At 70.7% G+C, this 13,956-nt stretch carries 14 protein-coding genes; 9 read left to right on the top strand and 5 right to left on the bottom strand.

Going from position 1 to position 13,956, the window contains the following annotated elements; all coding sequences use genetic code 11:
• The first annotated feature begins 59 nt into the window (after window positions 1–59).
• Both QFZ76_RS16635 and QFZ76_RS16640 read left to right on the top strand, forming a co-directional pair.
• Window positions 60–887 (top strand): helix-turn-helix transcriptional regulator, encoded by an 828-nt coding sequence (locus QFZ76_RS16635; protein WP_307674477.1) that lies wholly within the window; start codon window positions 60–62, stop codon window positions 885–887.
• Entirely contained in the window at window positions 868–1,128 is a 261-nt protein-coding gene (locus QFZ76_RS16640; protein WP_307674478.1) for a DUF397 domain-containing protein, read from the top strand. The genes QFZ76_RS16635 and QFZ76_RS16640 overlap by 20 nt, the downstream gene beginning before the upstream one ends.
• Here QFZ76_RS16640 and QFZ76_RS16645 read toward each other — a convergent pair.
• Window positions 1,112–2,281 (bottom strand): steroid 3-ketoacyl-CoA thiolase, encoded by a 1,170-nt coding sequence (locus QFZ76_RS16645; RefSeq protein WP_307674479.1) that lies wholly within the window; start codon window positions 2,279–2,281, stop codon window positions 1,112–1,114. The genes QFZ76_RS16640 and QFZ76_RS16645 overlap by 17 nt on opposite strands.
• Window positions 2,282–2,516: 235 nt before the next feature.
• Between QFZ76_RS16645 and QFZ76_RS16650 the strand changes: the two genes are divergently transcribed.
• The 5 genes from QFZ76_RS16650 (at window position 2,517) to QFZ76_RS16670 (ending at window position 8,477) form a co-directional block, all read left to right on the top strand.
• Entirely contained in the window at window positions 2,517–3,752 is a 1,236-nt protein-coding gene (locus QFZ76_RS16650) for a cytochrome P450 (RefSeq protein WP_307674480.1), read from the top strand.
• 187 nt (window positions 3,753–3,939) lie between these two features.
• Window positions 3,940–6,093, top strand: a complete 2,154-nt coding sequence (locus QFZ76_RS16655; protein WP_307674481.1) for a nucleic acid/nucleotide deaminase domain-containing protein — start codon at window positions 3,940–3,942, stop codon at window positions 6,091–6,093.
• Window positions 6,059–6,625: a hypothetical protein gene (locus QFZ76_RS16660; protein WP_307674482.1), complete on the top strand. Its 567-nt coding sequence runs from the start codon at window positions 6,059–6,061 to the stop codon at window positions 6,623–6,625. The genes QFZ76_RS16655 and QFZ76_RS16660 overlap by 35 nt, the downstream gene beginning before the upstream one ends.
• Window positions 6,622–8,130: a PrsW family glutamic-type intramembrane protease gene (locus QFZ76_RS16665; RefSeq protein WP_307674483.1), complete on the top strand. Its 1,509-nt coding sequence runs from the start codon at window positions 6,622–6,624 to the stop codon at window positions 8,128–8,130. The genes QFZ76_RS16660 and QFZ76_RS16665 overlap by 4 nt, the downstream gene beginning before the upstream one ends.
• A complete protein-coding gene (locus QFZ76_RS16670) occupies window positions 8,127–8,477 on the top strand; it encodes a hypothetical protein (RefSeq protein ID WP_307674484.1) in 351 nt (116 codons plus the stop codon). Before QFZ76_RS16665 ends, QFZ76_RS16670 begins: the two co-directional genes overlap by 4 nt.
• A 30-nt stretch (window positions 8,478–8,507) precedes the next feature.
• Here the strand turns inward: QFZ76_RS16670 and QFZ76_RS16675 are convergent, their stop codons facing one another.
• A complete protein-coding gene (locus QFZ76_RS16675) occupies window positions 8,508–10,562 on the bottom strand; it encodes a bifunctional glycosyltransferase 87/phosphatase PAP2 family protein (protein ID WP_307674485.1) in 2,055 nt (684 codons plus the stop codon).
• 392 nt (window positions 10,563–10,954) lie between these two features.
• Here QFZ76_RS16675 and QFZ76_RS16680 point away from each other — a divergent pair, with 392 nt between their 5' ends.
• Entirely contained in the window at window positions 10,955–11,626 is a 672-nt protein-coding gene (locus QFZ76_RS16680) for an O-methyltransferase (RefSeq protein ID WP_307674486.1), read from the top strand.
• Window positions 11,627–11,643: 17 nt separating this feature from the next.
• Here the strand turns inward: QFZ76_RS16680 and QFZ76_RS16685 are convergent, their stop codons facing one another.
• Window positions 11,644–12,036, bottom strand: a complete 393-nt coding sequence (locus tag QFZ76_RS16685) for an FHA domain-containing protein (RefSeq protein WP_307674487.1) — start codon at window positions 12,034–12,036, stop codon at window positions 11,644–11,646.
• Between the two features lie 80 nt (window positions 12,037–12,116).
• Here QFZ76_RS16685 and QFZ76_RS16690 point away from each other — a divergent pair, with 80 nt between their 5' ends.
• Entirely contained in the window at window positions 12,117–12,527 is a 411-nt protein-coding gene (locus QFZ76_RS16690; protein WP_307674488.1) for a DUF1992 domain-containing protein, read from the top strand.
• A 12-nt stretch (window positions 12,528–12,539) separates the two neighbouring features.
• Here the strand turns inward: QFZ76_RS16690 and QFZ76_RS16695 are convergent, their stop codons facing one another.
• Together QFZ76_RS16695 and QFZ76_RS16700 are read right to left on the bottom strand one after the other, a co-directional pair.
• A complete protein-coding gene (locus QFZ76_RS16695) occupies window positions 12,540–13,211 on the bottom strand; it encodes a hypothetical protein (protein ID WP_307674489.1) in 672 nt (223 codons plus the stop codon).
• A 5-nt stretch (window positions 13,212–13,216) separates the two neighbouring features.
• Window positions 13,217–13,894 carry a hypothetical protein gene (locus QFZ76_RS16700; RefSeq protein ID WP_307674490.1) on the bottom strand — a complete coding sequence of 226 codons (678 nt, stop codon included), beginning with the start codon at window positions 13,892–13,894 and terminating at the stop codon, window positions 13,217–13,219.
• Window positions 13,895–13,956: the final 62 nt, after the last annotated feature.

A 13,956-nucleotide genomic window follows, 5' to 3' on the forward strand; every position in this document is an offset into this window, starting at 1 on the left:
ACGTACTGAATACAACCAGTCCCGAAGTGGACGGAGTTGCCGCACAGAGGGGACCGTGCGTGACCCACATCAACACCCTCGACCCGGGCGCCTCGCCGCTCGACTACTACGGCTACGAGCTGCGCCGGTACCGCGAAGCCGCCGAGCTGACGCAACGACAGCTCGGGGACATCGTCAACTACACCGGCTCGATGGTCGGGCAAATCGAAACGGCCAGAAAGCTGCCCACGCAGGACTTCAGTGAGCGTGCCGATGCGGCGCTGGGGACGGGCGGGGCGTTGTCGCGGCTCGTCGAGTTGGTGATGCGGAGTCAACTGCCGGGGTGGTTCAGGCAGGTGGCCGAACTGGAGGCACGGGCAGTCGAAATCTGCGCCTTCCAGATGGGCATGATCCACGGCCTCCTCCAGACCCACGCGTATGCACGGGCCACCCTCGGCACGCTCGACCGCACCAACCTCGACGACCGCACCGCCGTACGGCTGGCCCGTCAGCGCATCTTCGAGAAGGAGGAGCCCCCGGTCTTCTGGATGGTCATCAGTGAGGCCGCGCTGTACCAGGAGATCGGCGGGCCGGAAACCACGCGTGGCCAACTCGCCCACCTGTTGGCCTTCGAGGACGACCCTCGGACCAACGTCCAGGTGCTGCCGTTCTCGGCGGGAGCGCACGCCGGCCTGACTGGCTCCTTCACCCTCTTCCGCTTCGCGAGCGATCCGACCATCGTCTACACCGAGGGATACGGCAGCGGGCATCCGACCGCGAATCCGGACACCGTCAAGGACTGCTCACTCCGTTACGATCATCTCCGGGCCGCCGCTCTATCCCTCAAGGACTCGGCGGAGTTGATCCGGCGTGCGATGGAGGACCGCTATGGAGAGCAACTGGCGTAAGTCCAGCTACAGCAGCGACCAGGGCGGCGAGTGCGTCGAGTGCGCGCCGCTCGGCCGGCTCGCCTGGCGCAAGTCCACGCACAGCGGCGACCAGGGCGGCAACTGCGTAGAGATCGCCGAACTCCCCACCGCCACCATCGCCATCCGCGACTCAAAGACCCCGGCGGGACCGATCCTCACCCTCGGCCCCGCCGCGTTCACCACCTTCGTCGACTGGACGACGACTACAACCGCTGAATGATCGTGCCGGTGGCCAAGCCCCCACCCGCACACATCGTCACCAGCGCGAACTCCTTGTCGGCGCGCTCCAGTTCATGAAGTGCCGTCGTGATGAGCCGGGCCCCGGTGGACCCCACCGGATGCCCGAGCGCGATCGCGCCGCCGTTGACGTTGACCTTCTCCAGGTCCTGCTCGAAGACCTGGGCCCAGCTGAGCACCACCGACGCGAAGGCCTCGTTGATCTCGACCAGGTCGATGTCCTTCAACGACATGCCGGCCTTGCCCAGGACGGCCCGCGTCGCGTCGATCGGCCCGTCCAGGTGGAAGTGCGGGTCGGCGCCCACCAGGGCCTGTGCGACGATCCGCGCTCGGGGCCGCAGCTTCAGCGCCCGCGCCATCCGCTTCGACGCCCACATGATCGCCGCCGAACCGTCGCTGATCTGGGACGAGTTGCCCGCCGTGTGCACGGCGGTCGGCATGATCGGCTTGAGCCGGGCCAGCGCCTCCATGGACGTGTCGCGCAGCCCCTCGTCCCGGTCGACCAGCCGCCACATGCCCTGCCCGGCCCGCTGCTCGTCCTCCGTCGTCGGCACCTGGACCGCGAACGTCTCCCGCTTGAACCGCTCCTCGGCCCAGGCGACAGCAGCCCGCTCCTGCGAGATCAGGCCCAGCGAGTCGACGTTCTCCCTGGTGAGGCCCCGGTGGCGGGCGATCCGCTCCGCCGCCTCGAACTGGTTGGGCAGATCCACGTTCCACTCGTCCGGGAACGGCTTCCCGGGCCCGTGCTTCGACCCGGACCCCAGCGGCACCCGCGACATCGACTCCACGCCACAACTGATGCCCACGTCGATCACCCCCGCCGCGACCATGTTGGCCACCATGTGGGAGGCCTGCTGCGAGGAGCCGCACTGGCAGTCGACCGTCGTCGCCGCCGTCTCGTACGGCAGCCCGACCGTCAGCCAGGCGGTGCGTGCGGGGTTCATGGACTGCTCGCCGGCGTGGGTGACCGTGCCGCCGACGATCTGTTCGACCGCGTCGGCTGGGATGCCGGTGCGGCCGAGGAGTTCACGGTAGGTCTCGCCCAGCAGATAGGCGGGGTGCAGGTTGGCGAGCGCACCGCCGCGCCTACCGATGGGGGTGCGTACAGCCTCGACGATCACGGGTTCCGCGGCCATGGGGAGTTCCTCTCCTCCGATACCCGCGCGGCGCGGGGGCGTCCCGGCCCGGCCCGCCACGCGGAACTAGTACGTGTTCTAGTTCCATCTGCAGTCTGCTGACCCCTCACCCCCCACCGCAAGGGGCGTGCAGGCAATTCGGGGTGCCGCACCCCTTGCTACTTCTAGAACCCGTTACTACCTTCACGGCAGCCTTGTCCCTGATGGACCGTCAGATGGCTGGAGTGAGTTGCCGATGCCCTGTCCAGCGCTTCCCGACGGGTTCGACTTCACCGATCCCGATCTGCTGCAACACCGCGTACCTCTCCCGGAGTTCGCCGAGCTGCGCCGGGCCGAGCCGGTCCACTGGGTCCCCCAGCCCTCGAACCTCGCCGGCTTCCAGGACGAGGGGTACTGGGCCGTCACCCGGCACGCGGACGTCAAGTACGTCTCGACGCACCCGGAGCTGTTCTCCTCGTACCTCAACACGGCGATCATCCGCTTCAACGAGCACATCGAGCGCGACGCGATCGACGCCCAGCGGCTGATCCTGCTCAACATGGACCCGCCGGAGCACACGCGGGTCCGCCAGATCGTGCAGCGGGTGTTCACGCCGAGGGCCATCCGCGCGCTGGAGGACAACCTGCGCGCCCGCGCCCTCGCGATCGCGGCGAACGCACGCGCCCGCACCGGGTCCTTCGACTTCGTCACCGAAGTCGCCTGCGAACTGCCCCTGCAGGCCATCGCCGAGCTCATCGGCATCCCGCAGGACGACCGGGCCAAGATCTTCGACTGGTCCAACAAGATGATCTCGTACGACGATCCGGAGTACGCGATCACCGAGGAGGTCGGCCAGGAGTCGGCCACCGAGCTCATCGCCTACGCGATGAACATGGCCGCCGACCGAAAGCAGTGCCCCGCGAAGGACATCGTGACGACCCTGGTGTCGGCCGAGGACGAGGGCAACCTCAACTCGGACGAGTTCGGGTTCTTCGTGCTGATGCTGGCCGTGGCCGGCAACGAGACCACGCGCAACGCCATCACCCACGGCATGCACGCCTTTCTCACCAACCCCGAGCAGTGGGAGCTGTACAAGGCGGAGCGTCCGGCGACCGCCGCCGAGGAGATCGTCCGCTGGGCCACCCCGGTCAACTCCTTCCAGCGCACCGCCACCCAGGACACCGAACTCGGCGGCAAGCAGATCAAGAAGGGCGACCGCGTCGGCCTCTTCTACGCCGCCGCCAACCACGACCCCGAGGTCTTCGAGAACCCGGACGTCTTCGACATCACCCGCGACCCGAACCCCCACCTCGGCTTCGGCGGCGGAGGCCCGCACTACTGCCTCGGCAAGTCCCTGGCGGTCCTGGAGATCGACCTCATCTTCAACGCGATCGCCGACGCCATGCCCAACCTGAAACCGACGGGCGACCCGCGCCGCCTGCGCTCCGCCTGGATCAACGGCGTCAAGGAGCTTCAGGTCAGCACGAGTTGACGTATCCCGCGTGTCCCGCGGTTCTCTCGTACCCCGCGGTTCTCGCGTACCCCGCGGTTCTCGGGCCGACGGCTTCCCGGCGCCGTCGGCCCGTCCGGCCTTTCGTCCTCCCGACGGGTTGACCGCCTCCGGGGCCGACGACAGTCTGGGAGAGGGACAGCATTACGGGGGTTTTGCTGTGAATGTCGTGACACGGGGGGCAGCTGCTGTCATCGGCCTCGTCCTCGTTCTCCTACTCGGGGTACCGCAGAGCACCGCGACGCCGGTCGCCCAAGCGCAGGTCGTCGAAGCGACGCCGAAGCCGTGCGGCAAGGCGAGGACGAAGCTCACGTCGTGGTTCCAGACCCCGATCGGGCGGAGGGCGTACGTCGCACGGGCGGCGAGGTACATCGACGATCCGGAAAAGGCATGGCGCAACCTCGCCATGGGATTCATCGACATCACGAACCTGGACGGCCTGAACACCAAGGGTTTGGAGGTCGTCGACGTCACGGAGTTACAGGAGAGTGACCCCGAGCTCCACCGGCAGCTCTGCCTCGACGAGAACCCGGAGATCAAGCGGTTCATCATCATCCGGAAGACCAACAACGCCCATGCCGAGCACTCCGAAATACGCCTGCTGGAAGAGTTGGACTACCTCGGTGTGAAGGACCAGAACCGGCTCTTCGCCGTCTACACCGACCGCTCGCCCTGCCCGAGGTGTGCTCCCGAGATCCCGAAGAACGCGCGCGTGTACTACGCCGTCCCGCACGGCACGCGCTCGACAGCGGCGATGAGGAGGCTCCTCACCGCAACGGCACCGGCCACGGAGAAGAACGCGGCGTTCCGCCAGGAGGTGGCCCAGGAGAAGGAGAGGCTCGAACAGCGCGAGGAGGTGACCGAGGAGCGCAGGCGGGAAAAGGCCAGGCAAACGAGCCGCGTCTTCAGAACCGCCCGAGGGGGCGGCTCCTGCAGTCTCGGCCTCGCCTCGGCGGCGCTCACCTCCGCGGTGCGTTCGGCGTGCGGCGAGAGCGACGCGGCGGGCGGCGCCGAGAGCGGGCTCGTCAGGGCGTTGGCGGCACCCGTCGAGCAGGCCCTGGGCGGTATCGACTTCTCCGCTCTCCAACTGCGCTACCTGTCCGACCCCGGCGACGGCAGCGGCCTGCAGTACTCCTTCCAGGCCCCGGCCTCCACCACCGGTGGCACCTCCCCGGACCTCGGCGTGGACGCGGCGCGGCTCACCTCGGACGCCTTCTTCACCTGGCTGGCGCTGGATCCGTCGACGTACTGGGTGAATCTGAATCCGAACGAGCCGGACCGCATCGTGGATTCCCGGCTCGGCCGCACCGACGTCGGACGCGTCATGCTCCAGGCCGACCTGCGGCTCAAGAAGGACACCAGCAGGATCCTCCACCCGGACACCGCGAGCGGCCGGGAGTTCTGGGACGGCCTGCTGGGGACGTGCACGCGGACCCGGGTGTGGATCGTGCCCGCTCCCGCGCAGGTCCGCCGTGACGATGACCGGCTCTACATCCTCGACGCGCCGCTGGACGTGCGGATGAAGTCCCAGTACCGCTCCCGCCCGGCCGAGAGCTGCCCAGGGAACGACGTGGCCACCGAGAACCACAACGAGCGGCTGATCCAGCGCCTCGTGCTGCCCCGGCTGAAGAAGGACGTCAACTCCGGCCCGGGGTACGCCGATCTGCGCCGCGTGTATCTCGCCCGGGTGGCCGCCGAGTGGTACCGCGACCTGAGCCGGTCGCAGCAGACCACCTACGGCGATCTCGTGGACCGGGGCGACATCGGCCCGTGGACGACGAGGACGGGGTGGACGGCCGATGACACCTACGACGCGTACGTGGACTCGTACACGAACCACGAGTTCGACATCGTCCGCGAGTGGACCGAGAACGGCGTGCGCTACCGGCGCTCGTACGTGTCCGGCGGCGTCAACCTGCGCGACGTACCGTTGCGGCAGATGTCGGACGGTTCGTTCGAGAGCCGGTACGGCGACCTGCGCGAGGACGTCGACAAGTCCCTGCGGCAGCCGTCGCCCGGCGACGCGTCCGGCACGCTGTCGCTCGGCTCCCCCACCCCGCGCCAGGCGGCCGGCCTCGGCCCGCCCGGCGACGGCTCGTCCCCGTGGGACCTGACGCTGCGTCTGCTGCCCTTCGCGGCGGCCGTGCTGCTCCTGCCGCTCGCCGTACTGCTGCTCCGGCGGTGGCGACGCCGTCCCCTCTCCACCCCGGCCGCCGTGAGTCCCCTGCGCCAGGCGGCTCTCCGATCCGCCCGTACCCGACCCCGTCCCTCTCCACAGGGAGACAACCATGACGTCCGAGGACGAGAGGGGCCCGGCCCCTGAGTTACCGGCGGGCGCCGGCCCGCCGCCCATGACGCCGCAGCAGGCGGGATCGTCGTCGTACCCGCCGGGTTCAGCGCCGTATCCTCCGGATCCGTCTCCTCCCCCGGAGCTCAGGGGATTCCCGGACGAGGAGACCGCGGCGTATGCGGCCGAGCCGGAGCGCGGGCCCCGGCCCTACGTACGGCTGATGGCCGCGATCGGCGGGGTCGGCGCCGTGGCCCTCGTGGTCGCCGCGGTCATGGGGGCCACCACCGAACCGGCGGTGCCGCAGACCGACATGCCGCCGCCCGCGTCGATCGTGCCCACGGAACTGCTTCCGTCCGGTGTCACCGAGATGCCCCTGCCCAGTGGCTACCCGAGCGACTGGCTCACCGGGGTCCCGAGCGAGTGGCCCACCTCCTGGCCCACCGGCGGCCCGAACTACCCGACGCCGACCTTCTCCTTCCCGTCCCTGCCCGAGCTGCCGACCCTTACGGAACTCCCCAGCGGCTGGCCGAGCCTCGACCTTCCGCAGGACGGAGGTGCCCCATGACGACGGCACCCGGAGCTCTCCCACCGCCCCCGCCCCGGCCGCCGGCCCGCGTGCCGCGGCACGGCCTGCCGACCGCGATCGTGGTGGCGCTCGTGATGTCAGCGGCCTACGGCATCGCGCAGATCCTCTACTGGTCCACGCCCGACGTCACCTCGCCCACCTCCCTGATGGTGCTGTGGCTGAAGCCCCTGCCGGGCATCTTCGAGGCGACGCGGATCCTGCTGCTCGTCGGCTGGGGCGTCGCGGCGGTCCTGGGCCTGTCGCTCGCCCTGCGGCGCGGCGCTCCCCCGGCCGATCCCGAAGCGCACGCCAGGACGGTCCGCGCCCACCAGTACGGCATCCTGGCGGCCCTGACCCTGCCGTACACGACGATGGCGTTCCACGTCCTGTTCCGGAGCCTGCCCCTGCTGCTGCTCTGCCTGCCCACCACGGCGGCGGCCCTGCTCCTCGTGCACCGCCTCCAGCTGTTCCGCCGGCTGCCCGGCCGGCTGCTGCTGGCCGGGTTCGGCTCGGGCGCGCTGATCGCCGCCGGGTACGGCCTCACCATGAACGTCTGGGCGTGGTGGTACGCCCCCGGCTACCTTCTCGACTGGTCGACCCCCCGGGACACGGTCCGCGCGCTCTTCGCCGTCGGCTGCTTCAACAGCGCCCTCTTCACGGAACTGGGCAAGGCCGCCGTGGTCGCCGCCCTGTACTTCCTCTGCCGGCGCCACTTCGACGGCGTGGTCTCCGGGGTGGTCCTCGGCGCGGCCGTCGGCCTCGGGTTCAACCTCACGGAGACGGTCGCCTACATGAGCGACTACCCGGGCGCGCTCGGCTCGGCCGGCCCCGAGGCCCAGCTGCCCGTGGAGTTCTGGACCCGGCAGGTGGTCGGGCTGATGGCGGTGCACGTGGCGTTCACGGCGCTGGTGGGGGCCGGGTTCGGCGCGGCCCGCCGGCTGCGGGAGCGCAGGGACCGGGCCCTGGTCGTCGGCGCGGGGGTGCTGGCCGCGGTGGGCGGGCACTTCTGGACGGACATCGCTCTGGGGCAGCTCGCCAAGCGGCGGGACGACTGGTTCTCCGACAGCGACGCGGTGGGGCTGCTGCTGGGGGTGCCGTTGATGACGGCCCTCACCTCGGGGGTGTTCATCGTCCTGTACGTGCTGGTCCTCAGGCAGGGACTCAGGGCGCAGCGGCTGGGACTGTCCCGCGCGCTGCGCGCGGAGGCCGCGGAGGGGGACGGCGCCGTCACGGAACCGGAGATCGGGCTCCTGCTCGCCCCGCGCCGCCGGCTCCTGCTGGAACTGCGGGTGTGGCGCCGGGACGGAGTGGCAGGCGTACGCCACCTCATGCGCCTCCAGCAGGCGCAGCTGGACCTCGCGACACAGCGCCTGCACCGTGACCGATCCGGCGCCGACATCTTCGTACCGGATGAACGGCCGCTGCGAGACCGCGTACTGGAACTGAAGGGAGCGCCCATGGCCCCGGAACCGCCCGCCCTGCCGGCGCGGGGAGCGCTGTCATGACCGGCTCCCGTGCCGTGCGGCTGCTGGCCCTGGCCGCGGCCATCGTGGTCCTCGTGCTCGGCGGGCCCTCGTCCGCCTCGGCGCAGTGTCTGCCCCCCGCCTACCACAGCGACCTGCCGGGTGGCAGCGGGAGCTGCCCGGAGCAGGTCGCGGGCAGTGCGTCGGCCGTCGTGTGGGCGGTGCTGGTGCTCGCCGCGGGGCTGTGGCTCGCCCGGGCGCTGTCCCGCTCGCGGGACACGACGGACGACGACCTGGCGGTCGTCGACTCCGTGTTCAGCCGGCCCGCGCCCGAAGGGAGTCCGGAGAGCGGCACCAGCGGTGGGACCGGCGGGCCCGCGCCTTCGTGACCAGGTCGCCGGGGGCGCGGGCGGGGCGGGTCAGCTCGGTGCGGGGTCCTTCACCAGTGACGGTTCGTTGCTGACCCGCCCGGCCTGCGCGCTCCTGGCCCGCGGCCCCTGGAACAGATAGGCCAGCCCGAACCCGGCCGCCACGACCACCGCGCCGCCCGCCGCGTCCAGTACCCAGTGGTTGCCGGTCACCACGATCGCCGTAACCGTGAAGAGCGGGTGCAGCAGGCCCAGCGCCTTCATCCACCATCTCGGGGCGATGATCGCGATGACGAGGCCGCACCACAGGGACCAGCCGAAGTGGAGGGACGGCATCGCCGCGTACTGGTTGGTGAGGGCGGTCAGGGTGCCGTAGTCCGGCTTGGTGAAGTCCTGGACGCCGTGCACGGTGTCGATGACGCCGAGGTTGGGCATCAGGCGGGGCGGGGCGAGCGGGTAGAGCCAGAAGCCGACGAGGGCGAGCAGGGTGGTGAAGCCGAGGGTGGCGCGGGCCCATCGGTAGTCGACGGGGCGGCGCCAGTACAGGATGGCGAGGACGCTCAGCGGGACGACGAAGTGGAACGACGTGTAGTAGAAGTCGAAGAAGTTCCGGATCCAGTCGACCTTGACGACGGCGTGGTTGGCCCAGTGCTCGATGTCGATGTGGAGCCAGCGCTCCATGTCGTGGATCTGGTGGCCGTGCTTCTCCGCGCGGGCCCGGCCGGCCGAGTTGGATCCGCCGGTCGCCGCGAGTCTGACCTGCTGGTAGGCGGCGTAGGTGACGCGGATGAGCAGGAGTTCCAGCAGCAGGTTCGGGCGGCTGAGGACCCGGCGCAGGAAGGGCAGCAGCGGGACCTGCTTGAGGCGTGCCGGGACGGGTTCGGCGTACTCCGTCGGGATCGGTGACCGGTAGTGCGCCGAGGTGCGGGACAGGAACGGGATGACGGTGGCCGCCGCGACGGCCGCGAGCAGCACCACGTTGTCGCGCAGGGCGTACAGCGCCGGCATGTTCGGCAGCATCATCTTCGCGGGCAGCGTCATCACCAGGACGACGGCGACCGGCCACACATAGCGGTCGGAGGCCCGCTTGCCGACCCGGCCGACGACCGCGAGCAGCACCCACAGCAGCTGGTGCTGCCAGGTGGTCGGCGAGACGGCGATCGCGGCGCAGCCGGTGATCGCGACGGCGAGCAGGAGCTGTCCGTCCCGCGCGTAGCGCACGGCCCGGTGCACGCCGAGGGTGGCGACCGCGGCGCCCAGCAGCAGGAAGAGCGTGATCTCCAGCGGGCCGGAGAGGCCGAGGCGGAGCAGGAACCCGTGCAGGGACTGGTTGGCGAGGTCGTCGGCCTTGCCGCCGAGGCCGACGCCGGCCATGTGGTGCACCCAGTAGGTGTACGAGTCGTGCGGCATCGCCGCCCAGACCAGCGCCGTGCATCCGGCGAAGGTCACGCCGGTGGACAGGGCGGCCTGGCGGCGGCCGGTGAACCACAGCAGCGGGGCGAACAGCAGGACCGTGGGCTGGAGTGCGGCGGCGATGCCGATGAGGAGGCCGCTGGCGCGCTGGCCGCGTACGGAGAAGCAGCCGAGCAGCACGAGCAGGACCGGGATGATGCTGGTCTGGCCGAGCGAGAGCGTGTTGCGCACCGGCAGCGACAGCATCAGCAGGCTGATCGCGACGGGTGCGGCGAGCAGGGAGGTACGGCGGCTGACCGGCTGAGGCAGGGCGCGGGCGGCGACCAGGCCGAGCGCGACGACCAGCAGGAGGGTGCCGAAGGTCCAGCCCCAGCCGAGGGCCTGCTCGGCCGCTCGGGTGAGCGGTTTCATGACCCATCCGCCGAAGGGCGTGCCGGTGAAGCGCGTCGAGTCGTACAGCGAGCCCTTCACATGCAGGACACCGTTCGGACCGACCCAGGTCTCCAGATCCGTCAGCCGCTCCCCCCGGGGCGTACTGAGGACGACAGCCACCTGTCGTACGGCGATGACCACGGCGACCAGCCACAGGCCGAGCCGGGCCGCGCGCAGGCGGGCCTGGGCAGCCGCAGCCGTGCCGACGGCTGTCGCTCCGAAAGCTTCCGCCGGTCGCCCACTGTGCTCCGCATTCGCCACGCCTCGTCGGCCTCCCGCCCCGTTCGTCCCACGCGTCGCGTGCGTCGGATTGCTTAGCGAACCCTATGAGGCTCGCATCACCCCCGGAGAGAGACGCGGGCAACCCCTGCTTCACCTGACGTCCGCTCTCCTTTTGTCCGGATGACGATAGTGCGCGGAAGGTTCACTTGCCTCCGCGGGGCGCGAGAAGGATCACAGCGGGACGTCGGAACATCCGCTGCGAGGCCGGGATGCGGGTTTTCTGCCTGCCCTCCGTCGCCGCAAGCGGCGGCGCCTGGGCCGATCGGCTGAAACCTCCCCGCGGGAGTCCCTGACAGGGAACCGGCACGCGACTATGTTCGTTAGCACAGCTAGTTAGCTGTTCTAACTAGACATACGAAAGGCACAGGTCCATGAGCGAGTCGCAGCGCTGGGACGACATCGACGACTACTTCACCACCCACCTCGCGCGGAACGACGAGGCCCTGGCGGCGGCCCTGCGCGACAGTGAAGCCGCCGAGCTGCCGCCGGTCAGCGTCACGGCACCCCAGGGCAAGCTCCTCCAGCTGCTCGCCCAGATCCAGGGCGCCCGCACCATCCTGGAGATCGGCACCCTCGGCGGCTACAGCACCATCTGGCTGGCCCGCGCCCTGCCCGCCGACGGTCGCCTGATCTCCCTGGAGTACAACCCGCGGCACGCGGAGGTCGCCACCCGCAACATCGCCCGCGCGGGCCTCGACAAGCTCGTCGAGGTGCGGGTGGGCCCGGCCCTGGAGTCGCTGCCCGAACTGGCCGACGAGAACCCGGCCCCCTTCGACCTGGTCTTCATCGACGCCGACAAGGACAACAACCCGCACTATGTGGAGTGGGCGCTCAAACTCACCAGCGTCGGCAGCCTGATCGTCGTCGACAACGTGGTGCGGGGCGGCCGGGTCGCCGACGCGGACAGCGCCGTCCCGGACGTCCAGGGCACCCGGGCCGCCATCGAACTAATCGGCAGGCACCCCAGGCTGAGCGGTACGGCGATCCAGACGGTGGGCAGCAAGGGCTACGACGGTTTCGCGCTGGCCCGCGTCCTCGCGTGACCCCTGCCCCGGTTCCCTCACACCTCGTGATAGAAGCCGACGTTGACGCTGCGCGGGGCGGTGCGGTCCTGGACGATGATCTCGCCGCTGCCGCCCCTGGGCAGCGGCACGGTCCCGCCGTAGGACAGCGGCTGCGCGTACTCGCCGACGGTGAGGCGGACCTCGGAGGACGGGTCGGGCTGGGAGCCCTGCAGCCAGGTCAGGTGCCAGGTGCCGTCCGGGCCACAGAGGAACTCCAGGTGGACGCGGGAGACGAACAGCCAGTCGTCGGGTGTCGCGAGGCGGCACACGGTCTTGTCCCGGCCCACCCGCAGCACGGCGCCCGGCTCGCTGGGCGAGTCGGCCATGAGCATGCCGGCCGTGGCACCCTCCTCCGTCGCGGAGACGGCGGCCATGGTGAGTTCGAGCACGTGCGCTCCTCCTGAAGTGTCCTTACACAGCCGCCGCATGATAAATCGCCCGGCCCCGGCCCGTCCGGCACAATGGACTCATGACCGAGCGAAAACCACCCGGAGTTCCGTTCGAGTCCTGGGTCGACAAACAGATCCATGATGCCGAGCGCCGCGGCGAGTTCGACCAACTTCCGGGCGCGGGCAAGCCGTTGCCGGAGATCACCGACACGTCGTACGACGAACTGTGGTGGATCAAACGGAAGATGGCCCGCGAAGGCCTCGCCGTCCTGCCGCCCACCCTCGCGCTGCGCAAGGAGGCCGAGGACGCGCTCGCGGCTGCGTACGCGGCGCCCTCGGAGCGGATCGTCCGGAAGATCCTGACGGACGTCAACGTCAGGATCAGCGAGATGATGTTCAAACCGCCGCCCGGTCCCCCGCTGGGCATGAAGCCGTACGACGTCGAGGACGTCGTACGGCAGTGGCGGGAGCGCCGGGCGGCGCAGGCCTGAAGGCCTGAATCCTCAGATACGTAGCAGTCGCTCCGCCAGTTCGCGGTAGTCCCGCAGGGCCAGCCGGAGTTGTTCGGTGTCGGTGGACGTCGCGGGCCCGCCCTCGGTGCCGCCGCCGTCCGCGGCCTGCCAGGAGTTGCGGAGGGTACGGCGCCGCTGTGTCACCGCGTCGGTGAAGCGGGCGGCGGCCTCCTCCAGCACGTGGTCGGCCTCCTCGACGGCCGACTTCGGAGCGTCCACGAACCCGGTGACCGCGTGCTGCAGTCGCGAGGAGAGCTTGTCGCTCTCGTCATGCGGGAGGAGGCGGCCGCCGTGGCTGCCCTGGCCCTGCTCGGAGCCGTGGCTGCCGTGGCTCTGCTCGGAGCCGGTGACCAGCGGTGCCGAGTCGGAGGATGTACCGGAGGGGCCATGGCTGCCCGGCATGCCCGCCGGGGCCGTAGCGCCCGAGGTACCCGCCGGGGCCGGGGCGTCGCGGCCCGTGGCGGTCTCGCCGCCGAACCCGCCGCCCGACTCCGTCTCACGGCCTCGCCCGGTCTCCGCGCCGGTCGCCTGCACGGTGCCCGGTACCTTCTCGCCCGTCACCGGGTCGCGGCCCGGAGCCGCAGCCGGGACCGCGGACCGCCCCCTGGGCTTTCCGTCGCGCGGGGCGCCCTCGGCGCCCGGGCCGCTCGTCGCATCCGTCATGTCATTCAACTCCCCTTCGCATGACGCCTGGTGAATCCCCACGGCTGGTGGTGGGCGCGACCGTGCGCCGCCCCGCCGTCGGACCTTTCGACGGTCTTCCGGGACTCGTCCCGGTGCCGGGTCGGGCGCGTCAGGTCCTCGAACAGGGCCCGCGCCTCGACCATGGCCTCGCGCATTTCCTCGGTGCCTGCCCTGCCGTCGCCGTCCTGCGTCCGGGTCCCGCCCGCGGTGGCGACGCGGTGCACGCGCCGGTAGCCGTGCACGTGGTGAGCGTGGTGCACGGACAGCGCGTCGAGTTGTTCGTCGTACCGCGCGCCGTCCGGGAAGCCCCGGGCGCCGGCCAGCTCGGCGAGCAGCCGGTCCGCCTCGGCCACGGCCTCCCGCGGCGAGTCGACGAACCGCTCCTGCGCGGCCGTCCAGCGGGCCTCGTACTGCTCGCGCTGTGCGGGTTCCAGCGGCCGCTCGCGCAGCGATCCGTGCCGCTCCACGCGCTCGGCGAGTTCGTGTTCGGCGGCCGTGGCGTCCCCGTCGTGCCGGGCCACGGCCCGGTCGTACTCGGGCCCGAAGCGCCGCTTCAGGTTCTGGCCGCCGGGCCCGCGCCGGGCCCGCAGGGTCAGTACCGCCGCGACGATCACGAGGGCCGCCACGATCACGATCAGAGCGATGATCAAGCCTGTCGACATGAGTGCCTTCCGGGTTCTCGACCCAACCGGCTCTCCGTACGGGCCGGTTTCAACGACCGGGT

The sequence above is a fragment of the Streptomyces sp. V4I2 genome, assembly GCF_030817655.1.
GTDB lineage: Bacteria > Actinomycetota > Actinomycetes > Streptomycetales > Streptomycetaceae > Streptomyces > Streptomyces plumbiresistens.

Excerpts from the sequence above, each read along its gene's own strand:
- QFZ76_RS16690 (WP_307674488.1), top strand. The coding sequence starts at position 12,117 with ATGACCGAGCGAAAACCACCCGGAGTTCCGTTCGAGTCCTGGGTCGAC.
- QFZ76_RS16640 (WP_307674478.1), top strand. The coding sequence starts at position 868 with ATGGAGAGCAACTGGCGTAAGTCCAGCTACAGCAGCGACCAGGGCGGC.
- QFZ76_RS16670 (WP_307674484.1), top strand. The coding sequence starts at position 8,127 with ATGACCGGCTCCCGTGCCGTGCGGCTGCTGGCCCTGGCCGCGGCCATC.
- QFZ76_RS16645 (WP_307674479.1), bottom strand. The coding sequence starts at position 2,281 with ATGGCCGCGGAACCCGTGATCGTCGAGGCTGTACGCACCCCCATCGGT.
- QFZ76_RS16650 (WP_307674480.1), top strand. The coding sequence starts at position 2,517 with ATGCCCTGTCCAGCGCTTCCCGACGGGTTCGACTTCACCGATCCCGAT.
- QFZ76_RS16695 (WP_307674489.1), bottom strand. The coding sequence starts at position 13,211 with ATGACGGATGCGACGAGCGGCCCGGGCGCCGAGGGCGCCCCGCGCGAC.
- QFZ76_RS16660 (WP_307674482.1), top strand. The coding sequence starts at position 6,059 with ATGACGTCCGAGGACGAGAGGGGCCCGGCCCCTGAGTTACCGGCGGGC.
- QFZ76_RS16680 (WP_307674486.1), top strand. The coding sequence starts at position 10,955 with ATGAGCGAGTCGCAGCGCTGGGACGACATCGACGACTACTTCACCACC.
- QFZ76_RS16665 (WP_307674483.1), top strand. The coding sequence starts at position 6,622 with ATGACGACGGCACCCGGAGCTCTCCCACCGCCCCCGCCCCGGCCGCCG.
- QFZ76_RS16700 (WP_307674490.1), bottom strand. The coding sequence starts at position 13,894 with ATGTCGACAGGCTTGATCATCGCTCTGATCGTGATCGTGGCGGCCCTC.